This window comes from Caballeronia arationis (genome assembly GCF_001544975.2).
GTDB classification, from domain to species: Bacteria; Pseudomonadota; Gammaproteobacteria; order Burkholderiales; family Burkholderiaceae; genus Caballeronia; species Caballeronia arationis.
Window position 1 is genome coordinate 104,825 of sequence record NZ_FCOG02000001.1, and the last position, 20,475, is coordinate 125,299.

The 20,475-nt window shown below is 66.4% G+C and carries 20 protein-coding genes; 7 read left to right on the top strand and 13 right to left on the bottom strand.

Going from position 1 to position 20,475, the window contains the following annotated elements; translation table 11 throughout:
- The first annotated feature begins 192 nt into the window (after positions 1–192).
- The 3 genes from flgA (at position 193) to AWB81_RS00560 (ending at position 2,642) form a co-directional block, all read left to right on the top strand.
- On the top strand, positions 193–1,548 hold the full coding sequence (flgA, locus tag AWB81_RS00550; RefSeq protein WP_087134705.1) for a flagellar basal body P-ring formation chaperone FlgA: 1,356 nt from the start codon (positions 193–195) through the stop codon (positions 1,546–1,548).
- A 189-nt stretch (positions 1,549–1,737) separates the two neighbouring features.
- A complete protein-coding gene (gene flgM, locus AWB81_RS00555) occupies positions 1,738–2,064 on the top strand; it encodes a flagellar biosynthesis anti-sigma factor FlgM (protein WP_062632079.1) in 327 nt (108 codons plus the stop codon).
- Positions 2,065–2,198: 134 nt separating this feature from the next.
- Positions 2,199–2,642 carry a flagellar protein FlgN gene (locus AWB81_RS00560; RefSeq protein ID WP_062631954.1) on the top strand — a complete coding sequence of 148 codons (444 nt, stop codon included), beginning with the start codon at positions 2,199–2,201 and terminating at the stop codon, positions 2,640–2,642.
- Between the two features lie 46 nt (positions 2,643–2,688).
- Here the strand turns inward: AWB81_RS00560 and AWB81_RS00565 are convergent, their stop codons facing one another.
- The 12 genes from AWB81_RS00565 to gspD all read right to left on the bottom strand — a co-directional run bounded on the left by AWB81_RS00565 (position 2,689) and on the right by gspD (position 14,252).
- Positions 2,689–3,468, bottom strand: a complete 780-nt coding sequence (locus tag AWB81_RS00565; protein ID WP_062631955.1) for a type II secretion system protein N — start codon at positions 3,466–3,468, stop codon at positions 2,689–2,691.
- Positions 3,469–3,508: 40 nt separating this feature from the next.
- Complete coding sequence (locus tag AWB81_RS00570; RefSeq protein WP_374730462.1) at positions 3,509–4,033, bottom strand: type II secretion system protein M; 525 nt, start codon at positions 4,031–4,033, stop codon at positions 3,509–3,511.
- Positions 4,009–5,385: a type II secretion system protein GspL gene (gspL, locus tag AWB81_RS00575; protein ID WP_062631957.1), complete on the bottom strand. Its 1,377-nt coding sequence runs from the start codon at positions 5,383–5,385 to the stop codon at positions 4,009–4,011. The genes AWB81_RS00570 and gspL overlap by 25 nt, the downstream gene beginning before the upstream one ends.
- A gap of 47 nt (positions 5,386–5,432) precedes the next feature.
- Positions 5,433–6,530, bottom strand: coding sequence for a type II secretion system minor pseudopilin GspK (gene gspK / locus AWB81_RS00580; protein ID WP_235025678.1), 1,098 nt, complete (start codon positions 6,528–6,530; stop codon positions 5,433–5,435).
- A 2-nt stretch (positions 6,531–6,532) separates the two neighbouring features.
- Entirely contained in the window at positions 6,533–7,201 is a 669-nt protein-coding gene (locus AWB81_RS00585) for a prepilin-type N-terminal cleavage/methylation domain-containing protein (protein WP_087134707.1), read from the bottom strand.
- Positions 7,179–7,577, bottom strand: a complete 399-nt coding sequence (gene gspI, locus AWB81_RS00590; RefSeq protein WP_062631959.1) for a type II secretion system minor pseudopilin GspI — start codon at positions 7,575–7,577, stop codon at positions 7,179–7,181. Before gspI ends, AWB81_RS00585 begins: the two co-directional genes overlap by 23 nt.
- Positions 7,577–8,074: a GspH/FimT family pseudopilin gene (locus AWB81_RS00595; RefSeq protein WP_235025679.1), complete on the bottom strand. Its 498-nt coding sequence runs from the start codon at positions 8,072–8,074 to the stop codon at positions 7,577–7,579. The genes gspI and AWB81_RS00595 overlap by 1 nt, the downstream gene beginning before the upstream one ends.
- Before the next feature lie 43 nt (positions 8,075–8,117).
- Positions 8,118–8,582 carry a type II secretion system major pseudopilin GspG gene (gene gspG, locus AWB81_RS00600; RefSeq protein ID WP_062631961.1) on the bottom strand — a complete coding sequence of 155 codons (465 nt, stop codon included), beginning with the start codon at positions 8,580–8,582 and terminating at the stop codon, positions 8,118–8,120.
- 151 nt (positions 8,583–8,733) lie between these two features.
- A complete protein-coding gene (locus AWB81_RS00605; protein ID WP_062631962.1) occupies positions 8,734–9,147 on the bottom strand; it encodes a hypothetical protein in 414 nt (137 codons plus the stop codon).
- Complete coding sequence (gene gspF / locus AWB81_RS00610) at positions 9,147–10,364, bottom strand: type II secretion system inner membrane protein GspF (RefSeq protein WP_062631963.1); 1,218 nt, start codon at positions 10,362–10,364, stop codon at positions 9,147–9,149. Before gspF ends, AWB81_RS00605 begins: the two co-directional genes overlap by 1 nt.
- A 4-nt stretch (positions 10,365–10,368) precedes the next feature.
- Complete coding sequence (gspE, locus tag AWB81_RS00615) at positions 10,369–11,862, bottom strand: type II secretion system ATPase GspE (protein WP_062631964.1); 1,494 nt, start codon at positions 11,860–11,862, stop codon at positions 10,369–10,371.
- Positions 11,859–14,252, bottom strand: a complete 2,394-nt coding sequence (gspD, locus tag AWB81_RS00620) for a type II secretion system secretin GspD (protein ID WP_062631965.1) — start codon at positions 14,250–14,252, stop codon at positions 11,859–11,861. Before gspD ends, gspE begins: the two co-directional genes overlap by 4 nt.
- 628 nt (positions 14,253–14,880) lie before the next feature.
- Between gspD and AWB81_RS00625 the strand changes: the two genes are divergently transcribed.
- On the top strand, positions 14,881–15,327 hold the full coding sequence (locus tag AWB81_RS00625) for a lytic transglycosylase domain-containing protein (RefSeq protein WP_062631966.1): 447 nt from the start codon (positions 14,881–14,883) through the stop codon (positions 15,325–15,327).
- A gap of 166 nt (positions 15,328–15,493) precedes the next feature.
- Positions 15,494–16,720 (top strand): GTP-binding protein, encoded by a 1,227-nt coding sequence (locus AWB81_RS00630; protein WP_062631967.1) that lies wholly within the window; start codon positions 15,494–15,496, stop codon positions 16,718–16,720.
- 163 nt (positions 16,721–16,883) lie between these two features.
- Here the strand turns inward: AWB81_RS00630 and AWB81_RS00635 are convergent, their stop codons facing one another.
- Positions 16,884–17,162 carry an HU family DNA-binding protein gene (locus AWB81_RS00635; RefSeq protein WP_008352404.1) on the bottom strand — a complete coding sequence of 93 codons (279 nt, stop codon included), beginning with the start codon at positions 17,160–17,162 and terminating at the stop codon, positions 16,884–16,886.
- Between the two features lie 275 nt (positions 17,163–17,437).
- Between AWB81_RS00635 and AWB81_RS00640 the strand changes: the two genes are divergently transcribed.
- Positions 17,438–18,454 (top strand): VTT domain-containing protein, encoded by a 1,017-nt coding sequence (locus tag AWB81_RS00640; RefSeq protein ID WP_062631968.1) that lies wholly within the window; start codon positions 17,438–17,440, stop codon positions 18,452–18,454.
- A gap of 55 nt (positions 18,455–18,509) precedes the next feature.
- Positions 18,510–20,300, top strand: coding sequence for a bifunctional tRNA (5-methylaminomethyl-2-thiouridine)(34)-methyltransferase MnmC2/FAD-dependent 5-carboxymethylaminomethyl-2-thiouridine(34) oxidoreductase MnmC1 (gene mnmC / locus AWB81_RS00645; RefSeq protein ID WP_062631969.1), 1,791 nt, complete (start codon positions 18,510–18,512; stop codon positions 20,298–20,300).
- The last annotated feature ends 175 nt before the right edge of the window (positions 20,301–20,475 follow it).

Consider the following 20,475-nt stretch of genomic DNA (forward strand, 5'->3'; position numbering starts at 1 on the left):
ATGTGACGAATCTTAGGAGCGCACCGCAAGATCCAATCAGACGAATAACCGGGGAAGCGGGCCTCTATTCGGGGCTTGAGCGCGGCGGCCGATATCTAGAATTCTTCTCGTGGCCCGGGTTCCGCTTTCGCCGCATGGATGGGAAGACCCGGGAAGTGATGGTTTGGCCGCTTGTGCCGAGGGAGAGATGTAATGAGCAGGTCCGCTTCGCATCGGCCGGACGCCGGGGTTATCGTCGGGATGGCTTCGCGCCACGCCGGGCACAAGTCCGGCCGGTCGCTCCGTTCGGCGCGTTCGCTCGCGAGCGGCGTCGCGCTGGCCTTCGGCATGGCCGGACAGGTCATCGCGCAGGAAGGCGGGCCGATCATGATTCCCGGCAACGCCGAAACGAATCCAGCCGCGCTGACCGCCATGGCGAAGAACGCGGGCATGTCGGAGACGGCGACGACGCCTGCGGTATCGAACGCTCCGGCCGTGTCTGCGATGAATACGCCGCGGCCGCGCGGCTACACGGCCGCCGCGACCGCGGCCGACGCCGCCATGCAGAGCGCCGCCCGCGCGCTCGACGCGCACGCCGAAGCCGCCGACGACACGATGTCGGACGCGAACGGCATGATCGTGATTCCGGGACCGGGCGAGGCGAAAAGCCCGCCGGCCGTCGCAAATCGGGCACCGAACGCAAGTTCCGCCACTCCCGCCAGCCTGCCGCGCGTGCAGTCCGTCTCGGCAGCGCGCGAGGTGACGCCCGTGGTGGTCGTGCCCGACAGCGCGCAGGCTTCCGGGAAGGCTGCCGGCTCCAACGCGGCGCGGCCGATTGCTGCCGCGGCGGCAGCGCCCGTCGCGACGCGCGCGGCTCCGGTCCCCGCACGCATCGCCACGGCCAGCGCGGCCAGCCCAAATCCGAATCCGAATCCGAACGCCCAGGCCACGCAGGACGGCGAGGCCATTCGCGCCGCTGCGCTTGCCTTCGTCCAGCAACAGGCGGCGGGCCTGCCCGGCAAGCCCGATATCACGGTGATGCCGGTGTTCCCGCGCGGCCTCGCGCCCTGCACGTCGCTCGATCCGTTCATGCCGACGGGCGCCCGCCTCTGGGGCCGCACGACCGTCGGCGTGCGCTGCGCAGGCGAGCATCCCTGGACGCTCTATTTACAAGTGCGCGTCTCGATCAACGCGACCTACTACCTCGCCGCACGCGCCATCGCGCCGGGCGAAGTGCTGTCGAGCGCCGACCTGCTCGCCCGCGACGGTGACCTGACCTCGATGCCGCAGGCCGTCGTCACCGATCCGACCCAGGCCGTCGGCGCTGTCGCGCTCTCGCGCGTGCCCGCCGGCCTGCCGCTGCGTACGGACATGCTGCGCGGCGCGTCATCGGTGTCGATCGGGCAGAACGTGCGCGTCGTAGCCGACGGCTCCGGCTTCTCCATTTCCGCCGAGGGCAGCGCAATGAACAACGCCGCGCCCGGCCAGCAGGTTCGCGTGAAAACGTCCGCCGGGCAGATCATCACCGGCGTCGTGAAGGACAGCCAGACGGTCGAAATCCGGCTCTGAAGGCTTCGAATGAGCGGTACCGCGCATTTGTTGCAATTTGTTGCAAATGGTTAAAAATGCGCGAAAGCCTTACTGGACAAGGCTTTGATGGACGCGGTGTCCGACCGGGCGGTTCCGGGACGCGAGGCAGGTTAAAGTTTTTACACTGTCACGCCGATAAAGGAATCAACTCGTTCGGGAATGCACATCGTGAAAATCGATTCGAATAGCAACACCAGTCTCGCGGCCCTTCAAGAAGGTACGCAACGCGCATCGCAAAGCGATGCAAAAGGTGCCGTGAGCACCACGCAGCAGTCGGGTACGGCGAGCACGCCGCAGTCGACGGTGAGCCTGTCGCCCTTGTCGGCGGACCTGCGCGCTTCGAACGCGTCTGACGTCGATACGGCGAAAGTCGCGTCGATGAAGGCCGCGCTTCGCGACGGCAGCTACTCGATCGACTCGGGCAAGATCGCCGACGGCTTGCTCGGCAACGCCCGCGACCTGCTGCAAACGAAAACCCCGCCGACCGGCGGCTGAGACGAGCGAAAGCGCCGCGAGCGGTAAAACGCGCGCGGTGAAGCAAGACTCTCTCGCATCGTCATGACGGTGCTGCCGGGCGGCTTTTTTGACCCTGACCGCGCGATTGCGGTCGAGCGTTTTAGCGAGTCGCAATGAAAGACGCCCTGCTTGCCACTGTTATCGATGAACTCGCCGCCGTCGAGGCGTTCGAGTCGCTCCTTGCCTTTGAAGAGAAGGCGTTGATCGCGGCGTCGCCGCTAGAGGCACTGCCGCCGATCATCGAGCAGAAAACCGCGTTGACCGAGCAGATCGCCGGGCTGGAGAAGCAGCGCGACGCGCAGCTTGCCGCGCTCGGATTCGCCACCGGCTTTGCGGGAATGGAAGCGGCGGTCGCCGCGGACGAACGGCTCGTCGACCACTGGAATCTGCTGCGGGCCGCCGCCACACGCGCGCGGCAAGGCAATAACAGCAATGGCGTCCTGATCCGCACGCGCATGGAATACAACCGGCGCGCGCTCGCGGAACTGCGCATCGCGCCTGCGAAATCGGGCTTCTACGGGCCCGACGGGCGCGTGCCGGGCGTGATGGGGCTCTGAAACGGCGTCGGCGCGCTCGCTTATCGAACGCGCCTTGCCGTTTCCGTCAGCGCACGAACGCCAGCGCGACCGTATTCGGGTCCGTGTGCCGTCCAAGCAGATTGAGCAGGCCCGCGAGGTTTTCGCGGGCTTCCGGCGCGGCGCTCGCCGTGCCGTGGAACTCGGTCGACTGCGGCGAAAGCGTGCCGTGGCCGTCGAGCATCAGCGGGCCTTTGCCGGTCGAGAGATCGATCGTCGCGGAGGCTCCCTGCGCCTGCAATACCACCCGATACGACCCGAGCGGCTTCACGCGCGACACGCGCGAGCCGATGTCGTTGAGCGACACGACGAGCTGGCCATACGTCTTGCGCCCGAGCACGCGCCAGTCGGTCCACGAAAGGCGCACGTCGCCGTCGATGTCGAGCGTGTTGAACGGCGCCCCGAGCCCGCTCAAAAGCGCCGCCGGCACGACGATCGCGCCCGGCGACACCGTCGCTCCACGCGGCGCCGCGTCGACCGTGACGGCATCGGGCATCGCCTGCGTCTGGCGCATCGTCATGTGCACGCGGCCGGTGAAAAGCGGCCAGAAGGCCGTCGTCCATTCGATCCGCCCCGGCAGCAGCGTTGCGCCGCTGCCGTCCGGGCCCGCCGCCAGCATCAGCGAGGCGGACCCTTGCCAGAGCGAGCCGGCCGGATCGACGAGATTGACGTGGCCGCCCGTCGTCTTCGAGAACTGCGGCACGATCCAGGCGGCCGGCATCATTGCGAGCAGCGTGAAAAGCACCGACAGCACCGCCACCATGATGGGCGGCAGCGCGGCGCGCGCGCGGCGCGTCCAGTAGCTCATGGGCGCGGCCTCTCGTTGCTGCCGCTCGCGTTGCCGTCCCTCATTTCGCGCTCGCCGGCTGCAGCGACGCGGTCAGGTCAACCTGCCCGTCCGGCTTGAGCGCCTGGATGTGCGTCTCGGCGACCTGCACCTTGTACTGGCGGCGCACGTCGTCGAGCCACGCCGTCCACATCGGGAACGACGCGTTCTTCAATTGGATCTGGATCGCCGCGCCGACAAGCTGGACCTGCGTCGGCGGCATGCCGCTGTCGGCGAGCGACTTCGCGAGCGCATCCTTCAGCACCTGCCCGGTCGGCATCACGCCTTCGACCACGCCGGCAAGCGAGCGCGCCTCGTTCGCCTGCGCGGTCATCTGCGCGAGCTGGCGCTGCATGCCGGGCAGGCTTTCCCGCAGACGCGCGCGCCCCTCGTAAGCCGGCGCCCACAGCACCAGATACACGATCGCGATGGCCCCCACGAGCCCGCCCCACATCAGCAATGTTTTTTCGCGCTGCGTCCGGCCGTCCCAGAATTCGGCCCACAAATCGCCGATTTGCTTTTTCACTGACCGCTCCTGATCGTCCATTTGCCGGTGCCGCTGTCCATGCTGCCCGAGAAACCGTTCGCCGCAAGGCGCTTCTGCAGGTCCGGGTCCACCTTCGTTTCGGGCTTGAAAGTCACTTCCAGCCGACGGTCGCGATAGTCGAGCCCTACGATGCCGTTCACCGGCACCGGGCCGAGCGAGCGCGCGAGGCCGTCGGTCAACGACAGAAAGTCGGTAGGCGAAAGCTCGCCCGCCGCGACCTTCATGCGTTCCAGCTGCCGCGACATCTGGTCGGGCGCATCGAGGACGACCGTCGTCTTCGGGAACGCGTTGAGCAGCAGCTCGGTTTCCTGCGCCTGGATCGCGTCGCGCTGGCGCGCGAGCTGCAGCCACTGCGCGTTCACACCAATGACAGACACGATCACTGACGCCGCCACCAGCGCGATCGGCACGCGCAGGCGCCGCATCGTCGCGCGGTCGAGGCGCCACGGCTGCGCGGCAAACTCGAACTGACACAGATCGAAGCGGCTGGCGAGCGCGTTGCGCGCGAACTGCTCGAACGGAAGCGCTTGCGCGCCATGGAAAGCGCCCGTCGCCGATGCAGCGGCCAGGCGCGGCTCGTCGCCAGGCAGATCGGAAAGCGTGTACAGGGCGCCCGGGTGATCGCCTGCTAGCGCGGCAAGCGTCTGCATGACGGCGGTTGCAGGCAGCGCGAGACCTTCGCCGAGCGCCGAGTGCTCGCCGCGCGCAATCGCGATCTCGACGAGCGGTGACGCCGCCGCCGTCGCGGCGGGCGCGGCGGCAGCAGGCGTGGCGACCTCGGCAAGCAGCGCCGGCGCTGTCGAGACGACGTGGCCGAGCACGCCGGCGATGAACGGATCGAGCGCGAGCGGCGCGGTTTGAGCGGGTGCGTCCGCTTCCGCACCTTCCGCTGTTACCGGCACCGCCGTCGCCGCCGCCGGCAGGCAGCGCATCGCCGGTACGGCTTTCACGTTGCGATGCCCGCTTGCCGCGAACGCGCTCAGCACGAAGCGGAACCAGCCGCGATCGATGATTGCGACCACGCGCCGGCCGCCTTCGAGCGCGACCGGATCGACGGCGATATGGCAGGTCTGCGGATCCTGGATCAGCTGATCCTCGACGACGTTCGGCAACGCCTGCCGCAGCTTCTGCCCCTTGAGGGGCGGCAGCGCCGCGGCAAGCAGCAAGAGGTCGCGCGCGGCGACGATCAGCACCGTCGCGCTCGCGCGCGGCAGGAGCCCGAGCGACGCGCGGCCGGCGCGCTGCGTCTCGCCGCGCTTGTCGACGAGCAAAAACGGCAGCTCCGGCAGTTGCCACTCTTCCGAGCGCACCGCCGGATCGCGCGGCGGAAGTTGGACGATCAGTGTGCTCAAGGGCCGCTCTCTCTCATCATTGGACGTTCAAACATGCGGTGAATCAGTCATTGCTGGTCGCGGACATAGACGATGCGCGTCGTGTGCGTCGTCGGGTCGCGATAAATCAGTGTCGTGCGATCCACCTGCGCGCGCTCGTGCTCGACGCGCCCGTGGATCACAAAATAGCGCGTCGTGACGTCGAGCAGGATCGGATCGATCGACGTTGTCTTGACGCCTGCCCCGTTCAGCGCGAGCTGAACATTGCCGACATCGTGGAAAAACACGGTCTCGCGGCGCGCGACGAACGCCTGCGCCTGCGACAAATTCATCCCCGGCACCACCGCCGCGATCACCTCGGGCGGCGCCGTGTTCATATTGACGGCCGTCGTCGTCGGCAGCACGGTCACGAACCGGCGCAGGCGCTCGACCGCGTCCGGCGTGAAACCCTGCACGTCGAGCAGCGAATCGACGCTGATCACCTGCAACGGCGCGACGGGCGCGTTGCTGTCGGCGTCCTTCAGGCCGGGATCGTCGGTAAAATTGCCGCCGCCCGTGCCCCCGCCCTGCGCAATCGCCGCCATGGCCGCTTCCGGCGACGAAGCCGCCGCCCCCGACGCCACCTGAAACCGCGTCGCCGACTGCGCGAGCCCCGCGCGAATCTGCAGCGCGGTGGTCTTCGCCAGCGAGCCGTTCAGCCCGAGGAGCGTCAAGAGCCGCTGGAACGCCGCGATCTGCTGGACGTTGATCGTCAGCACGCCGGGCGTCGGCGTCGAAACCAGATTGCGCAGGTTGAACTTCGCCTGCGCGTCCTCGATCGAGCCTGACAGATACGTCTGCGCGCCCTGCTGCGCCCGCACCTCGCCGATCTGTCCGAGGAAGTCCGAAAGTCGCGTCTTCGCGATCGGCACGCCCCACACGCCGCCAAGATACGTCACGGTCGGCGACGTGTCCGCCTCCGAGCGCAGGATCAGCCGCGTCCAGTCGAGCGCACTGCGCGAGATCCAGTTGGCCTGCGCGAGCAGCCGCTGATTCTCGATCCGGCGAATCTGCACTTCCTGCCGCCACAGCATGCCCGAGACGAGAATCGCGGAAAGCGCGACCACCAGCAGCGCGCTGATGATCGCGACGCCGCTCTGTTTGTCCGAACGCGTTCTGCCCGTCATCGTCATTCTCCGACCAGGAAGACGCGCGTGATCGGCGCCTGCAGATTGCCCGCGCCGACCGCGACCTGAACGCCCGTGACGGAACGCGGAAGCGGGCCGTCGCCGAGTTGCGGCACTTTCACGTTGTTGTCGTTCTCTGTGACCTTGGACGCCACTTCGCCCATCTGCGTCGTCCAGCCTTGCTGCGTGATGTAGACGCGCGTCGCGAACGATCCTACGCCGCCCATCAGCGGCACGGCGCTCCAGCCGTCGGCGCTGTCGGCGGCCAAGAGCGCCCGGCGCACCTCGCCGACGTTCGCAAGCGGCGCCGACGCGAAACGCACGATGCGCCCGTCCGTCAGCCGGTAGCGCACGACCTGCAGCCGCGGCGGCCCGCCCGGCGTATACATGCCGCGCACGACCTGCAGGCGGTTGGCGCTCATCGAAATCGCCGGCTGGCCGGCCTGGTCGTCGGTCGCGGCCTGACGCGCGTCGATGCGCATCTGGTCGAACAGCTGCGCGACGACGCGCTCGTCCTCCATCGCATTCGTGATCGTGGTGCGGCCGCGAATCACCTGGTCGAGCCCGCGCCACGACAGCACCGCGATCACCGCGAGAATCGCGATCGCGATCATCATCTCGATCAGCGTGAAACCGCGGGCGCGGACGTCAGAGCGAACGGTTCGTTTCATTCGCCACCACCGTAACCATTTGCGCGAGATTGCCGGGGCGTCCCGGCGTCGCGACGAACATCTCGACGCGTCGGAAGATCGGATTCGGCGTCGCGGAGACGCGCTGCGTGCAGACGAGCCGCAGATTGCCCTGCGAGCAGTCGAAGCTGCGCGAGCCGATCGGGGGCCACGCGCGCGAAAGCCGCAACTGCGCGAGTTCGTTGTCCGCGCTCCAGCCGGCGAGCAGCCGCCGATGCAGGTCCGCCTCGCCGGTTGCGAGCGAGCCGACCGCGCGCAGCGACGCCGCGAGCGCCACCGCGATGATCGCGAGCGCGACCAGCACCTCGATCATCGTGAAGCCGCGGGAAGGGGCACGGACGGGCGTCGAGGCTCGCATCACCGCACCTGATAGCGGCCGTTGCCGGTGCCGACGATCGTCGCGCGCCCGACCGGCGAGACGAGCGTGATTTCCATTGGCGCGTCGATGGCTTCGGTACCGAAAACGAGCCGGCCGACCGACTTGTCGGTGCCGGCGAACTGGATTTCGACGTTCGTCACGCCGCCTTCCCAGCGGCGCGCGCGAAACAGATCGTCGCGCAAGGGACGCCAGCCGTCGTCGGTGCGCACGTCGAAGCGAAAGCCGCCGTTGACCGGCTGCCACGCGATCGGCCGCGCACGCACCTGCGCTTCGTCGCCGGCGGATTCGAACAGGAGCGCGAGCCGTTGCGCCTCTTCGTTGAGATCGGTGCGCGGATTGCGCGTGAGCTGCAGCGAGGCGAGCGACACGAGCAAGCCCGCAATCACCAGCACGACGAGCATTTCCAGGAGCGTGAAGCCGGCCTGAGGTTGAGCCTCACCCCGCGCCCCGGTGTGCCGGAGCGCCTTGCCTGTCACGCGGATGGGCCTTACCCGTTCACTCACACTCGCTCGCCGATGCTTACTGCCAGGACCCGACGTCGGCGTCGTTGCCCTCGCCGCCCGCCTTGCTGTCGGCGCCGTAGCTGAATACGTCGATTTCGCCGTGCACGCCCGGATTCAGATACTGATACTGGCCGCCCCACGGGTCGTTCGGCAGGCGCTCCAGATAGCCGCCGTCCTTCCAGTTGTTCGGCACAGGTTCGGTGCTCGGCTTTTCGATCAGCGCGCGCAAGCCCTGCTCCTGGGTCGGATAACGGCCGTTGTCCAGCCGATACAGCTTGAGCGCCTGCATCATCGTGCCGATGTCCTGCTTGGCCGCGACTCGGCGGGCTTCGTCCGGACGGCTCATGATCTTCGGCACGATCAGCGCGGCGAGAATGCCGAGAATCGCGATCACCACCATGATCTCGATCAACGTGAACCCGCGTTGGCGGCGTGCCTGCGCCGTCGAAAGTTCCATGCGGCGTTTCGTCCACATTTGCATGACTACTACCTCGTTTCGATGAAGATGTTGTTCGTTCGAAGGGCGCCCGATGCGCCAGGGAAACGCCCCGCGCGGATTTGCGCGCGTGGGCAGGAGAGCATTCTATAGGTCCGGCCGGCGCCCGCTTTCAAACGCCTTGACCCGGGTCTTGTCAGCGCACATAAATCGTCGGACCGGGGGCGTTTTGGGGCAGAAAGACCTCGGATTTCACGCCGTTGCGGTCGATGATGATCGAGCGAGCGCGCACTTCGGAAATCTTCACGCCCTGCGTGAGCGGCCCGCCAAGCGAGATCGCACGCGCCGGCTCCCCGCCGTAGCTGACGATCGCGGCCGCGCCGTGCTGCAGCGCCAGAATGCCGAACAGATGCACGTCCTGGTTGGCCTGCGTCTGCAACTGTCCGCCGAAAATCGTCGCCGCCTGTTCTACCGATGGCGCGCGCGCCGCTTCGGCGGCGGGCGACGGCGCGGTCTTGCGCGAACTCAGCGTGACGACCCAGTAGGTCATCGTCACGCAGAAAAGGGCCAGAGCGGCGAGCGTGAGAAGGCGGGTTTGCAGGGCGTTCATTACTGCACCATATTGTTCAGTTCGATGATCGGCAGCATCACCGCGAGCACGATCACCAGCACGACGCCGCCCATCGCGAGGATCAGGAGCGGCTCGAGCAGGCTCGTCAGGAACATCGTCCGACGTTCGAGTTCGCGCGCTTCACCTTCGGACGCGCGGTCGAGCATCGTCGTGACATCGCCGGTTGCTTCGCCCGAGCGGATCAGGTGCACGAGCACCGGCGGAAACGTCTTCGTGTTGCCGAGCGCGCGCGACAGCGACGTGCCTTCGCGCACGCGCACGATCGCATCGTCGACATTTTCGCGCATCGCCGTGTTGCTGAGCGTTTCACCCGCCGCCTGCAGCGCGCGCAGGATCGGCACGCCGGCGGCCGTCAGGATCGCGAGCGTGCTCGCAAAGCGCACCGTGTTGTAGCCGCGCACGAGCTTGCCGACGAGCGGCGCGGTGAGCAGCCACCGGTCGAACGCCATCCGCGGACCGGGGCGCGCAAGGATGCTCTTGATGATCCACGCAAGCAGCACGACGCCGATCAGCACCGCCCACCAGTAACTGCGCACGAAGCCGGAGAGCGCCATCATCATGACGGTCAGGACCGGCAGCGCCTGCTTGGTGCTGGCGAACACATTGACGACCTGCGGCACCACGTAACTCAGCAGGAACGTGACGATGCCGAACGCGATCAGCGTGACGATCGCCGGATAGGTGAACGCGAGGATGATCTTCTGCTTGAGCGCGTTGCGCTGCTCGATGTAGTCCGCGAGACGCGACAGCACGAGCCCGAGCTTGCCGGTATGTTCGCCCGCCGCGACCAGCGCGCGATAGATCTCGGGAAAATCCTTCGGATGCTGCGCGAGCGCGTTCGCGAACGAATGGCCGCCGAGCACTTCCGCGCGAATCGCGGCCATCAGTTCGCGGATGTAGTCGCGTTCCGACTGCTCGGTGAGCACCGCGAGCGTCTCGCCGAGCGGCAGCCCGGCGATCAGCAGGCTCGCGAGCTGGCGCGTCAGAATGGCCTGTTCGCGCTGCGACAGCCGCCGTCCAAGCGACAAACGCTGCTGGCGTTCGCCGCGCGTCCGGCTGCCCGCTGGCTCGACGACGAGCGGCGTCAACCCCTGCGTGCGCAGGTGGCCACGCGCGGCGCGGGCGCTGTCGGCATCGAGCACGCCTTTTTGCGTCTTGCCCGCCTGATCGATCGCTTCGAAACGAAAAGCCGGCATCGCGCTAGTCTCCGCCCGTCACGCGCAGCACTTCTTCCAGCGACGTCACGCCCGATTCGAGCCAGCGATTGCCGTCCTCACGCAGCGTGCGCATTCCCTGCGCGCGGCCGGCGGCGAGAATCTCGGCGTCGGCGGCGTTGCGGTGGATCAGCGGCCGGAGGGCGTCGTCGATCAGCAGCAGTTCGTACACGCCGCGACGTCCCGAGTAACCCGACTGCCCGCAACGATCGCAGCCGACCGGATGCCAGTGCGTCACGCCGTTTTCGACGCGCGCTTCCTTGCACACAGGACACAACTGCCGCACGAGCCGCTGCGCCAGCACGCCGAGCAGCGACGAAGCCAGCAGATACGGCTCGACGCCCATGTCGGTGAGACGCGTGACGGCCGACGCGGCGTCGTTCGTGTGCAGCGTCGCGAGCACGAGGTGGCCCGTCAGCGATGCCTGCACGGCAATCTGCGCCGTTTCGAGGTCGCGGATTTCGCCGATCATGATGATGTCCGGGTCCTGCCGCAGGATCGAGCGCAGTGCGCGCGCGAACGTCATGCCGATCCGCTCGTTCACCTGAGTCTGGCCGATGCCCGACAAGTCGTATTCGATCGGATCTTCCACCGTCATGATGTTGGTGGTGGTCGTCTCCAGGCGCGACATCGCGGCGTAGAGCGTGGTCGTCTTGCCGGAGCCGGTCGGGCCGGTCACGAGCACGATGCCGTGCGGACGGCCGATCAGCTTGTCGAAATGGACGAGCGTGTCGCGTGCCATGCCGAGCGTTTCGAGATTCAGGCGCTGCGCATCCTTTTCCAGCAGACGCAGCACAGCGCGCTCGCCGTGGCCGGTCGGCAGCGTCGAGACGCGCACGTCGACCGGCCGGCCGCCGACTCGCAGCGTGATCCGCCCGTCCTGCGGCAGCCGCTTTTCCGCGATGTCGAGCTGCGCCATGATCTTGATCCGCGAGATCAGCGCGCCATGCAGCGCTTTCTTCGGGCGCACGACGTCGCGCAGCGTGCCGTCGACGCGAAACCGCACCACCGACGCATTTTCGAACGGCTCGATATGAATGTCCGACGCCTGCTCGCGCGCGGCCTGCGTGAGGAGCGCGTTGATCATGCGGATGATCGGCGCGTCGTCTTCCGATTCGAGCAGGTCCTCTACTTCCGGGATGTCCTGCATCAGGCGCGACAGGTCGACCTCGCCTTCCACCTCGCCGACCACCTGCGCCGCGCTGCCGTCGTTGCGCGCATACGCCGAATTGATCGCCGCCGACAGTTCGTCGCTCTTCACGCGCACGATCGTGAGCGCACCGAAATTGCGGGCGACTTCGGCGAGTGCGGCGTCGCTGGTCTTGTCGCTGATCCAGACTTCGATGCTTTCCGCGTGCTGGTGCGCGACCAGAATCTGCCCGGTGCGCGCGAAGCCGTACGGCACGAGCCGCGCGGCAAGCGGCGACGGAACGCCGCTGCCGGTGACGGTCGCGCCGCCCGGCGCCTGTGCCGTGCTCACGGCCGCGCCCCCACGTCGTTATTGATTGGCATGCCAGGGACCGAGTTGTTGTTCGGCACCGCGTAGTTGCTTACACCGTTCGCGCCCGGCGTCAGCGGCTGGCCTTGCGGCGCCTGTGGCGCCTGCTGCATCTGCGGCGCGCCGGGCGCCGGTCCTGCGTGGGGGTCCTGCGGCAGCGTCGTGCTGCCGTTCTGCGAACGCGTCGTGTCGTTCCAGTTGAACAGATTCTGCGCGGGTACCGCGCCCTGGCTCGGACCCGGCGGCGGCGGCGGAATCACCGGCACGTCCTTGTCGCGAATGAGGCGGTTGTCGGTCGTCGAGCCGTATTGCTGCTGGCGCAGATAGTCGTAGCGCGTGGTCGCGATCTGCCCGGACGTCGCCTGGTCTCGCACGATCACCGGGCGCAGGAACACCATCAGGTTGGTCTTCGTGCGCGTCTTGTTTTCGCTGCGGAACAGGCTGCCGATCCACGGAATGTCGCCGAGAAGCGGAATCTTGCTGTTGCCCGCGTTGTACTGGTCCTGCATCAAGCCGCCGAGCACCACGATCTCGCCGTCGTCCGCGAGGATGGTCGACTGGATCGAGCGCGTGTTGATCGTCACGCCGCCGGGATTGTTGGTCGTCGTCGCGTCGACGGTGGAATCTTCCTGATAGAGCTGCAGCTTGAGGATGCCGCCATCGGTGATCTGCGGCTTCACGTGCAGCGTCACGCCGACGTCGCGCCGGTCGAACGTGTTGAACGCCGTCACGGACGTGGCCGTGTTGGCGGTCGGCGTCGCGTACGAGCCCGTCACCACCGGCACGTTCTGGCCGACGACGATCTTCGCTTCCTCGTTGTCTAGCGTGATCAGGTTAGGCGTCGAGAGGATGTTCGCGTCCGACGACGTCGACAGCGCCTGCAAGAGGCCGCCAAGCCCGAAGAAGTTGCCGAACTTGTGCAGCAGGCCGACGTTCAGGCCCTGCGCGAGCAGCCCGGTCGTGCCCGACAGCGCCGACGGGTTCTGCGCGATCGCGTTGCCGGAAAGCGTCAGGTCGACGATGTTGGAATTGCCGGAACCGAAGCTCGAACTGCCGTAGATCGCGTTGTTGCCGCCATTCGACATCAGGAGCCCCTGCCACTGGATGCCGAGATTCGCGCTCGTCGTCGCCGACAGTTCGACGATCAGCGCCTCGATGTACACCTGCGCACGGCGCGCGTCGAGCTGGTCGATGACCGAGCGCAGGTTGCGGTAAACCGGCTCGGATGCGGTGATGATCAGCGAATTGGTCGCGGAGTCGGCCTGGATCATGCCGCCCTGCTGGTCGCCGCTCGTGTCGCTGTCCTTGTTCGAAAAGCCGCTGTCCTTCGTCGTGCCGCCGCCCGACATCGGATTGTTGCCCGAGCCCGAGCCGGAACTGCCCGACAACCCGCCCGGCAGCGGCGGCGTGCCGGAGACGCCGGTCGAGTTCGACGACCCGTAATTCTGGTTGAACGCGTTGGACGCATTCGAGCCGCCGGACGTATTGCTCGACGTGTCGTTGCCGCCGCCGCCCTTGCCCAGCATGCCGCGCAGCGTTTTCGCGAGGCGCGTGGCGTCGGCATTGCGCAGCGCGACGACGTGCATGTTGCCGGGCTGCGTCGTCGGCGAGTCGAGTTTCATCACGAGCTGCTTGGCCGCGCGCAGGCGCGTTTCGCTCGATGCGCGCAGCATCAGCGAATTGGTGCGCGGGTCGGGCGTGACGGTCACCTTGAGCGTGACATCGTTGCTGCCGACCGCGCCCGGGTCGAGCAGCTTGTTCAACTGCTCGGCGATATCGATCGCGTTCGCGTTCTTCAGCTGGATGACATCGACCGAGCGGCCGGCGGCCGTATCGATGCCCGCGATGATGCTGGCGATGCGCCGCACGTTGTCGGCGTAATCCGTCACGACGAGCGTGTTGTTGGCCGGATAGGCGGCGATCGTGTTGTTCGGCGAGATCAGCGGGCGCAAGACCGGCAGCAGGTTGTTCGCCGACTCGTTGCGCAGCGAGAAAACCTGCGTGATCACCTGGTCGCCGCGCGCGGACGGCGAGTCGCCGACAAAAGTCGGCACGCCTTGCAGCTTCGCGTCGGCTTCGGGCACGACCTTCAGCACGCCATGATCCTGCACGAGCGAGAAGCCCTGCATCCGCAATGCGGACTGCAGCGTCTTCAACGCCTGATCTTCGGGAACCGGATTTTCCGACACGAGATTCAACTGCCCTTTCACGCGCGGATCGACGATGATCGTCTTGCCGGTCGCCGCTCCGATCGCGCGGGCGACCTGATCGATATCCGCGTTGACGAAATTCAGCGTCACCTGCGCGTGTGCAATTTGCGCCGTGACAAGTCCTGCCACCAGCAGTGCCGTCGCGGTGCGACGCAGTGCCATACGTTTTCTTCTCATGGAGTGTGATTTCAAGGCCAGGGCGCCTACGCCCGAAGCCGGCTGCAACGTGCCGTCAAACCTGCCGAAAGCGCCAGCCGACAACGATTTCAGGCCTGATCCGCCGTCGTTGCCCGCATCCTAAAAACGTGAACCTTAGCAGCTTTTAATGTCTGCATTGTCACAATGAGTCGGCTGTGCGCGGCCGCTTCCAAACCACTGAAACGCCTCAAGCTTCCGCGAAGATTGCCGTCAGACAACTGGAAGGCCTTGCGGATTTGCCACGCATTTATGCCGAAAGCGTGAATTTTAACCGCTCCGGAGGGCTTATTATTCAGACGTTTACAACTGGTGCGCGCCAGACCAGCTTTTTCCCGATGGATCGGCTATCTTTCATCCACCCCCTGGGCCCCCCTGCCGGGTTTTGGCGCGCGACTCCCTGCGTATGTCTGATGGCTAACTTATCCGGGCAATAGTCTGCCGTTATGATACGGGCGGATGCAGTTCACAGGAGGCGGGTGTCGAGGCGGGTTTTTCCCGATGGCGCACGACGCGCGGCGGCAGTGTTGCCCGGCGTTCCTCCGTGCGGCAGAGATGGTGTTGCGCTCCGAGCGGGCGAGTGGATGGAAATACGATGAAAAAATTCCTGCGATGGTTTGCGATAGGTTTCGGCGCCTGGACGGCGGCCGCATCCGCGCACGCGGACTGTTTCGACGAAGCCGCCAAGTATCAGAAGGTCAACCCGCTCATCTTGCGGGCCATCGCGTGGCAGGAATCACACAACAAGCCCGATGCCATCAACAAGAACGCCAACGGTTCGACCGACTACGGCCTGATGCAGATCAACTCGATCCATCTCAACACGCTTTCGCAGTACGGCATTTCGAGCGGCACGCTGATGGAGCCGTGCAAGAGCGTCTACGTCGCGGCGTGGCACCTGCGCCAGAAGATGAACAAGTACGGTAATACGTGGCAGGCCGTCGGCGCCTACCATTCCGAGACCCCGGCGCTGCGCGACAAGTACTCCCGCCAGATCATCGACATCCTGAGCCGCTGGAAGCTGCTCCAGGCTTCGCGCTGACAGAAAGGCCGCCACGGCCTTGCGGGAGATTGCGCGATTTCAGGCGACTGCGTCCCCCGCGTTTTGATGCACAATTCCCTCTTCGAGCCCTGACGCGCGCTCGCGCCCGGCGACGCCACGCGTCCACCCTGCGCGCCTTTGCCCCACTCTCACTTCCCTCATTGCGATGAACTCTCTGCCATTGCCAGTCACCGTGCTCTCCGGATTCTTCGGCGCGGGCAAAACCTCGCTCCTGAATCACCTGCTCACCAACGGCGAGGGTGTGCGAATCGCTGCGATCGTCAGCGATCGGGGCGATGCCGGACAAGCCGAGATGTCGGAAGGATGCGAGCGCCATGTCCTCGCGGACGATCTCGCCGTCACGATCGAACGGCTCGCTGCGCAAGGCCGTTTCGATGCGATCGTCGTCGAGTCGTCGGGCGCGACGGATCCGATTCGCGTCGCCGAGCATCTCGCGCTTGCCGAGAGCGAAGGCGAAGTCGCATTCCCGGACATCGCACGCCTCGACACGATGGTGACGGTCGTCGATGCATCGAGCTTTCTGCGCGACTACGCAAACACGGGATCGCTCATCGAGCGCGACAGCGATCACGACGCAGACGACGATCGCACGATCGTCGAGGTGCTCGTCGAGCAGGTGGAATTCTGCGATGTGATCGTCGTGAACAAAGTCGATCTCGTCTCGACCGAAGCGCTTGCGCGACTCAAGCAGGTCCTGCAGGCGCTGAACCCGCGCGCCGTATTGTTCGACGCGCGCTTCGCCGATGTGCCGGTAAGCGAGGTCGTGAATACCGAGCGCTTCGATTTCGACGAAACCGCGAGCGCTGCCGGCTGGCTCATGACGCTGCACGATCAGCTCGACACGGACCCCGAGGCCGGGCAGGCAGACGTCGCGCATCTCGTCTATCGCGCGCGCCGGCCGTTTCATCCAGAACGGTTGTGGGCGCTGCTGAACGAAGAATGGCCGCACGTGTTGCGCGCCAAGGGATTCTTCTGGCTCGCGACGCGCAACGATATCGGCGGGTCGCTGTCGCAAGCCGGTGGCGTATGCCGTCAGGATCCGGCGGGCATCTGGTGGGCGGCGCAGGATCGCAGCGAATGGCCGACGGGCGATGCAGAACTGGAAGCGGAAATCGTCGCCGACTGGCACGGCGATCCCGACGACATGACAGTCGGCGACCGTCGTCAGGAACTGGTTTTGATCGGCATCGATCTGGATGTGTACGCGTGGCACGACAAGTTCGATGCCTGCGTTCTCACCGACGAGGAATGGGCACTTGGGCCCGAGGGATGGAAGCAGTTCAGCGACCCGTTCCCTTCATGGGACATCGAGGAACATGAGCACGATCACGATCATGGCGACGACTGCGATTGCGGACATCCCATGCACTAGGCGCTAACGCCAGTGCAAGGACTCGCTCGCGCCGATTCGCAGGCAAAAAAAACCCGCCGGCTGCGGCGGGTCATTTCCAACTGGTACAACTTGCTGCCTGGCGCCCGTCAGGGCGGCCCGGTCAGTCAACCGACAGCCGGTCGCCGACGATCGGCAATAGACCTTAACGCTTGTTTACTGCGTCCTTGAACGCCTTGCCAGCCGTGAACTTGACGGTCTTGGCCGCCGGAATCTTGATGGATTCGCCGGTCTTCGGATTGCGGCCGGTGCGCGCTGCGCGCTTGCCCGAGCCGAAGCTGCCGAAGCCGATCAACTGCACTGCGTCACCCTTCGATACAGCCTTCTTGATCACCTCGAGCAGCGTGTCCAGCGTTTCGCCGGTTTGAGCCTTGCTGGCGCCGGTCTGAGCGGCCACGGCGTCGATCAGTTCCTGTTTGTTCATTAAGGTTCCTTTATCAGTTTAGGTTGACACGAACAGCGCGAACGCGCCGATTATACGTGCGCGGGCCATGCAGTCGAGTGGTAGCGGCATTGCGGCGCCCCCGGCCACTGATCTGGCTTCGCGCTTCACACCATTCCCGTACTGCCGTCTCTCCATGCGGCGCTTGGTATCATAACGCAGCGCAAACCCAATCAGGATAAGGGTTTCAAAGATTTACCCTTAATTTTTGAGCCTGTTTTGCCTTTTGGCAGCCGTTTTGTCCCTGGGTCCAGTCCATGCTACGCGAGCTGATCGTCGAATACGGATTGCCGTTGGTTTTTGCCAACGTTCTGCTGGAGTCACTGGGACTACCCCTCCCAGCCTTACCCACATTGGTTCTGACGGGTGCGATCACCGCTGCAGCAAGCCTCGATCCAGGCCCCGTTTCGCCCTTTGCGTGGCTTCCCCAATTGCCTTTGATCGCCATCGTCGTGGTCGCTGTCGTGGCGGCGCTGATCGGCGACATCCTCTGGTTCTGGCTCGGCCAGCGCTATGGCTCGCGCGTGCTGCGCTTTCTCTGCACGCTCTCGATGTCGCGCGATACCTGCGTTGCGCGCAGCCTCGGCTTCTTCGGACGTTTCGGCGTGCGGGTCCTGACCGTGTCCAAGTTCATCCCCGGCCTCTCGACTCTCGCGATTCCCGTGGCGGGCGCGACGGGCGTCGGCTTCGCCACCTTCCTTTTCTACGATGCGATCGGCTGCGCGCTGTGGGCCGTGCTCGGCGTCGCGCTCGGGACGATGTTCGCGACCGCCGTCGATACGATCCTCGCGTGGCTCGACTGGCTCGGACGCGGTGCGATCGCGGTCGTCGGCGTGGCGCTCGCGCTGTATGTCGCCGTGCGCTGGTGGCGCCGCATGTCGCTGATCCGTCGCCTGCGCGTGACACGCATCGACATCGGCGAGTTGCGCGCGCTGCTCGAAGGCGAGCCGCCGCCCGTGATCGTCGATGTGCGCCGCGAGATGGGACGCGCGGTCGATCCGTTCGTGATTCCCGGTGCCCTCGCGCTGCGCGATGGCGACGTCGTGCCGCAACTCGCCTCTCTGCCGCGGGACCGCAAGCTCGTGATGTATTGCGACTGCCCCAACGAGATCTCGGCCGCACTCGCGAGCGAAGCGCTGAAGGCGCATGGCTTCGCCGATGTCGCGCCGCTCGCGGGCGGCCTGTCCGCATGGCGCGCGGCGGGCTACGCGCTCGAGCCCTTGCTGATCGATGCCGCCGCACGCGACGCGATGCAGCGCATGGCTTCTTCGTGAAGCCGCCCTGCTTCCCACCTTCCACGCGGCCCGCGCGCCGCATCGCACCGATTGAATGACCGATACCCTCCTGGAAGCCCATGATTTGCCGCGCGCCTGGGCGCGAGGACGCACTTTCGCGATCGTCGATACGCAGTTCGGCGATGGCCGCGCGTTCCTCGCAGCGTGGGCCGCATGGCGCGCCGATCCCGCGCGATGCGAGCGTTTGCATTTCGTATCGGCCGGGTCGCTCTCAACGCTCGACCACGCACCGACCGCGGACTTCGAACCATTGACGGACTTGCTTTCGAACGCATGGCCGATGCGCGTCGCTGGCGTGCATCGCCTGGAGTTCGAAGCTGGACGCGTCGTGCTGACGCTTGCCATCGGCGAGAACCCGGACGTGCTGAGCAAGCTCTGGCTGCGCGCGGACGCCTTCAATCTCCGAACCGAGCACAGCGTCGATCCGCGCGCGGTCTGCAAGCCATTGGCGCGCATCGCCGGCGATAACGCGACGCTTGCCGCCGAACCGCAGCCGATGTTGCAGCGCTCGCTGGAAGCGGCCGGTTTCGTCTGCGATCCTGCGGTGAAAGCGATCCTGACCGCCCGCTTCGCGCCGCGCTGGCGCGTGCGTCGTCACGAGCCGCCGGCTCCGGCCAGTATCGACAGCGACCGCCACGCCGTCGTGATCGGCGCAGGTCTGGCCGGCTGTGCGGTGACCGCGCGCCTCGCTGCGCGCGGCTGGCGCGTGACGCTCGTCGACCGCAACACCGAGGTCGCCCGCGACGCGTCCGGCAATCCGGCGGGCGTGTTTCATCCGATCGTCTGGCGCGACGACAGCATCGCCGCGCGGCTCACGCGGGCGGCGTTTCTCTACGCACTGCGCCACTGGACCGAACTCGAAGGCGCGGGCCACGAACTCCGGCGCACGCGCGACGGACTGCTCCAGATCGCCGATTCGCCCGATGACGCACTCGCCATCGCGGATGCGATCGGACGCTTCGGCTTACCGCAGGATTACGCCGTCGCGACGACGCCGACGGACGCGTCGCTGATCGCGGGCGTCGAGGTCGCGCGCGGCGGCTGGTTCTTCCCGCACGGCGGCGCCATTTCGCCGGCTGCGGTCTGCGCGGCGCAATGCGCGATCTCGGGCGAACGGCTCACGCGCCGCTTCGGCACGGAAGTCGCGCGCATCGAGCATGACGGCAACGCGTGGCGCGCCTTCGATACCGCCGGAGCGCTGATCGCGCAGGCGCCGGTCGTGGTGCTCGCGAACGCCCACGATGCTAAGCGCCTCGCCGCCCTCCACTGCGATCCGACGCGCAGCGTGCGCGGCCAGCTGACCGTGCTCGACGACACGCCGCTCGACGCATTGCGGGTGCCGGTGATCGGCGACGGCTACGCGGTGCCCCTCGCGCCGCGTCGCACGCTGACGGGCGCGACCTACGACATCGACAGCACCGACCGCGAAATCCGCGCGGCCGGTCATCGGGAGAACATCGAGCGCATCGCGCGGATGCTGCCTGCAGCCAGCATCGACCCGACGCGGCACGTCGAAGGACGCGTCGCGTTTCGCTGCGTGACGAGCGACCGCATGCCGATGATCGGCCAGCTCGCCGACGAAACCGCAGCGCGTGCCGATGCAAAACGCCTCTCGGGCGCGTGGCCGCTCGATTTGCCGCGCGCCGCGGGTCTTTATGGCGCATTTGCGTTCGGGTCGCGCGGTCTCGTGTGGTCGGCGCTCGCTGCGGAACTGATCGCCTCGCAGATCGAAGGCGATCCCTGGCCGATCGAACGCGAACTGGCCGAAGCGCTCGATCCCGCGCGTTTTCTCTTGCGCGCGCTGCGCCACGGCGATTTGACATAACGGTGCGAAGCTGTGATACGGAGTTATCCACCACGACCTGTGGATAACCGTGCGAAGAAGAATCGAAAGCGCTGTGAACTGCGTGTGGGCGTAAACGGGACAACTTGCGCGCACCGCGCCGCGCGACAAAGTTGTTCCGAGTTGCGGGGTGTCGGCTCACAACTTCGCGATCCGC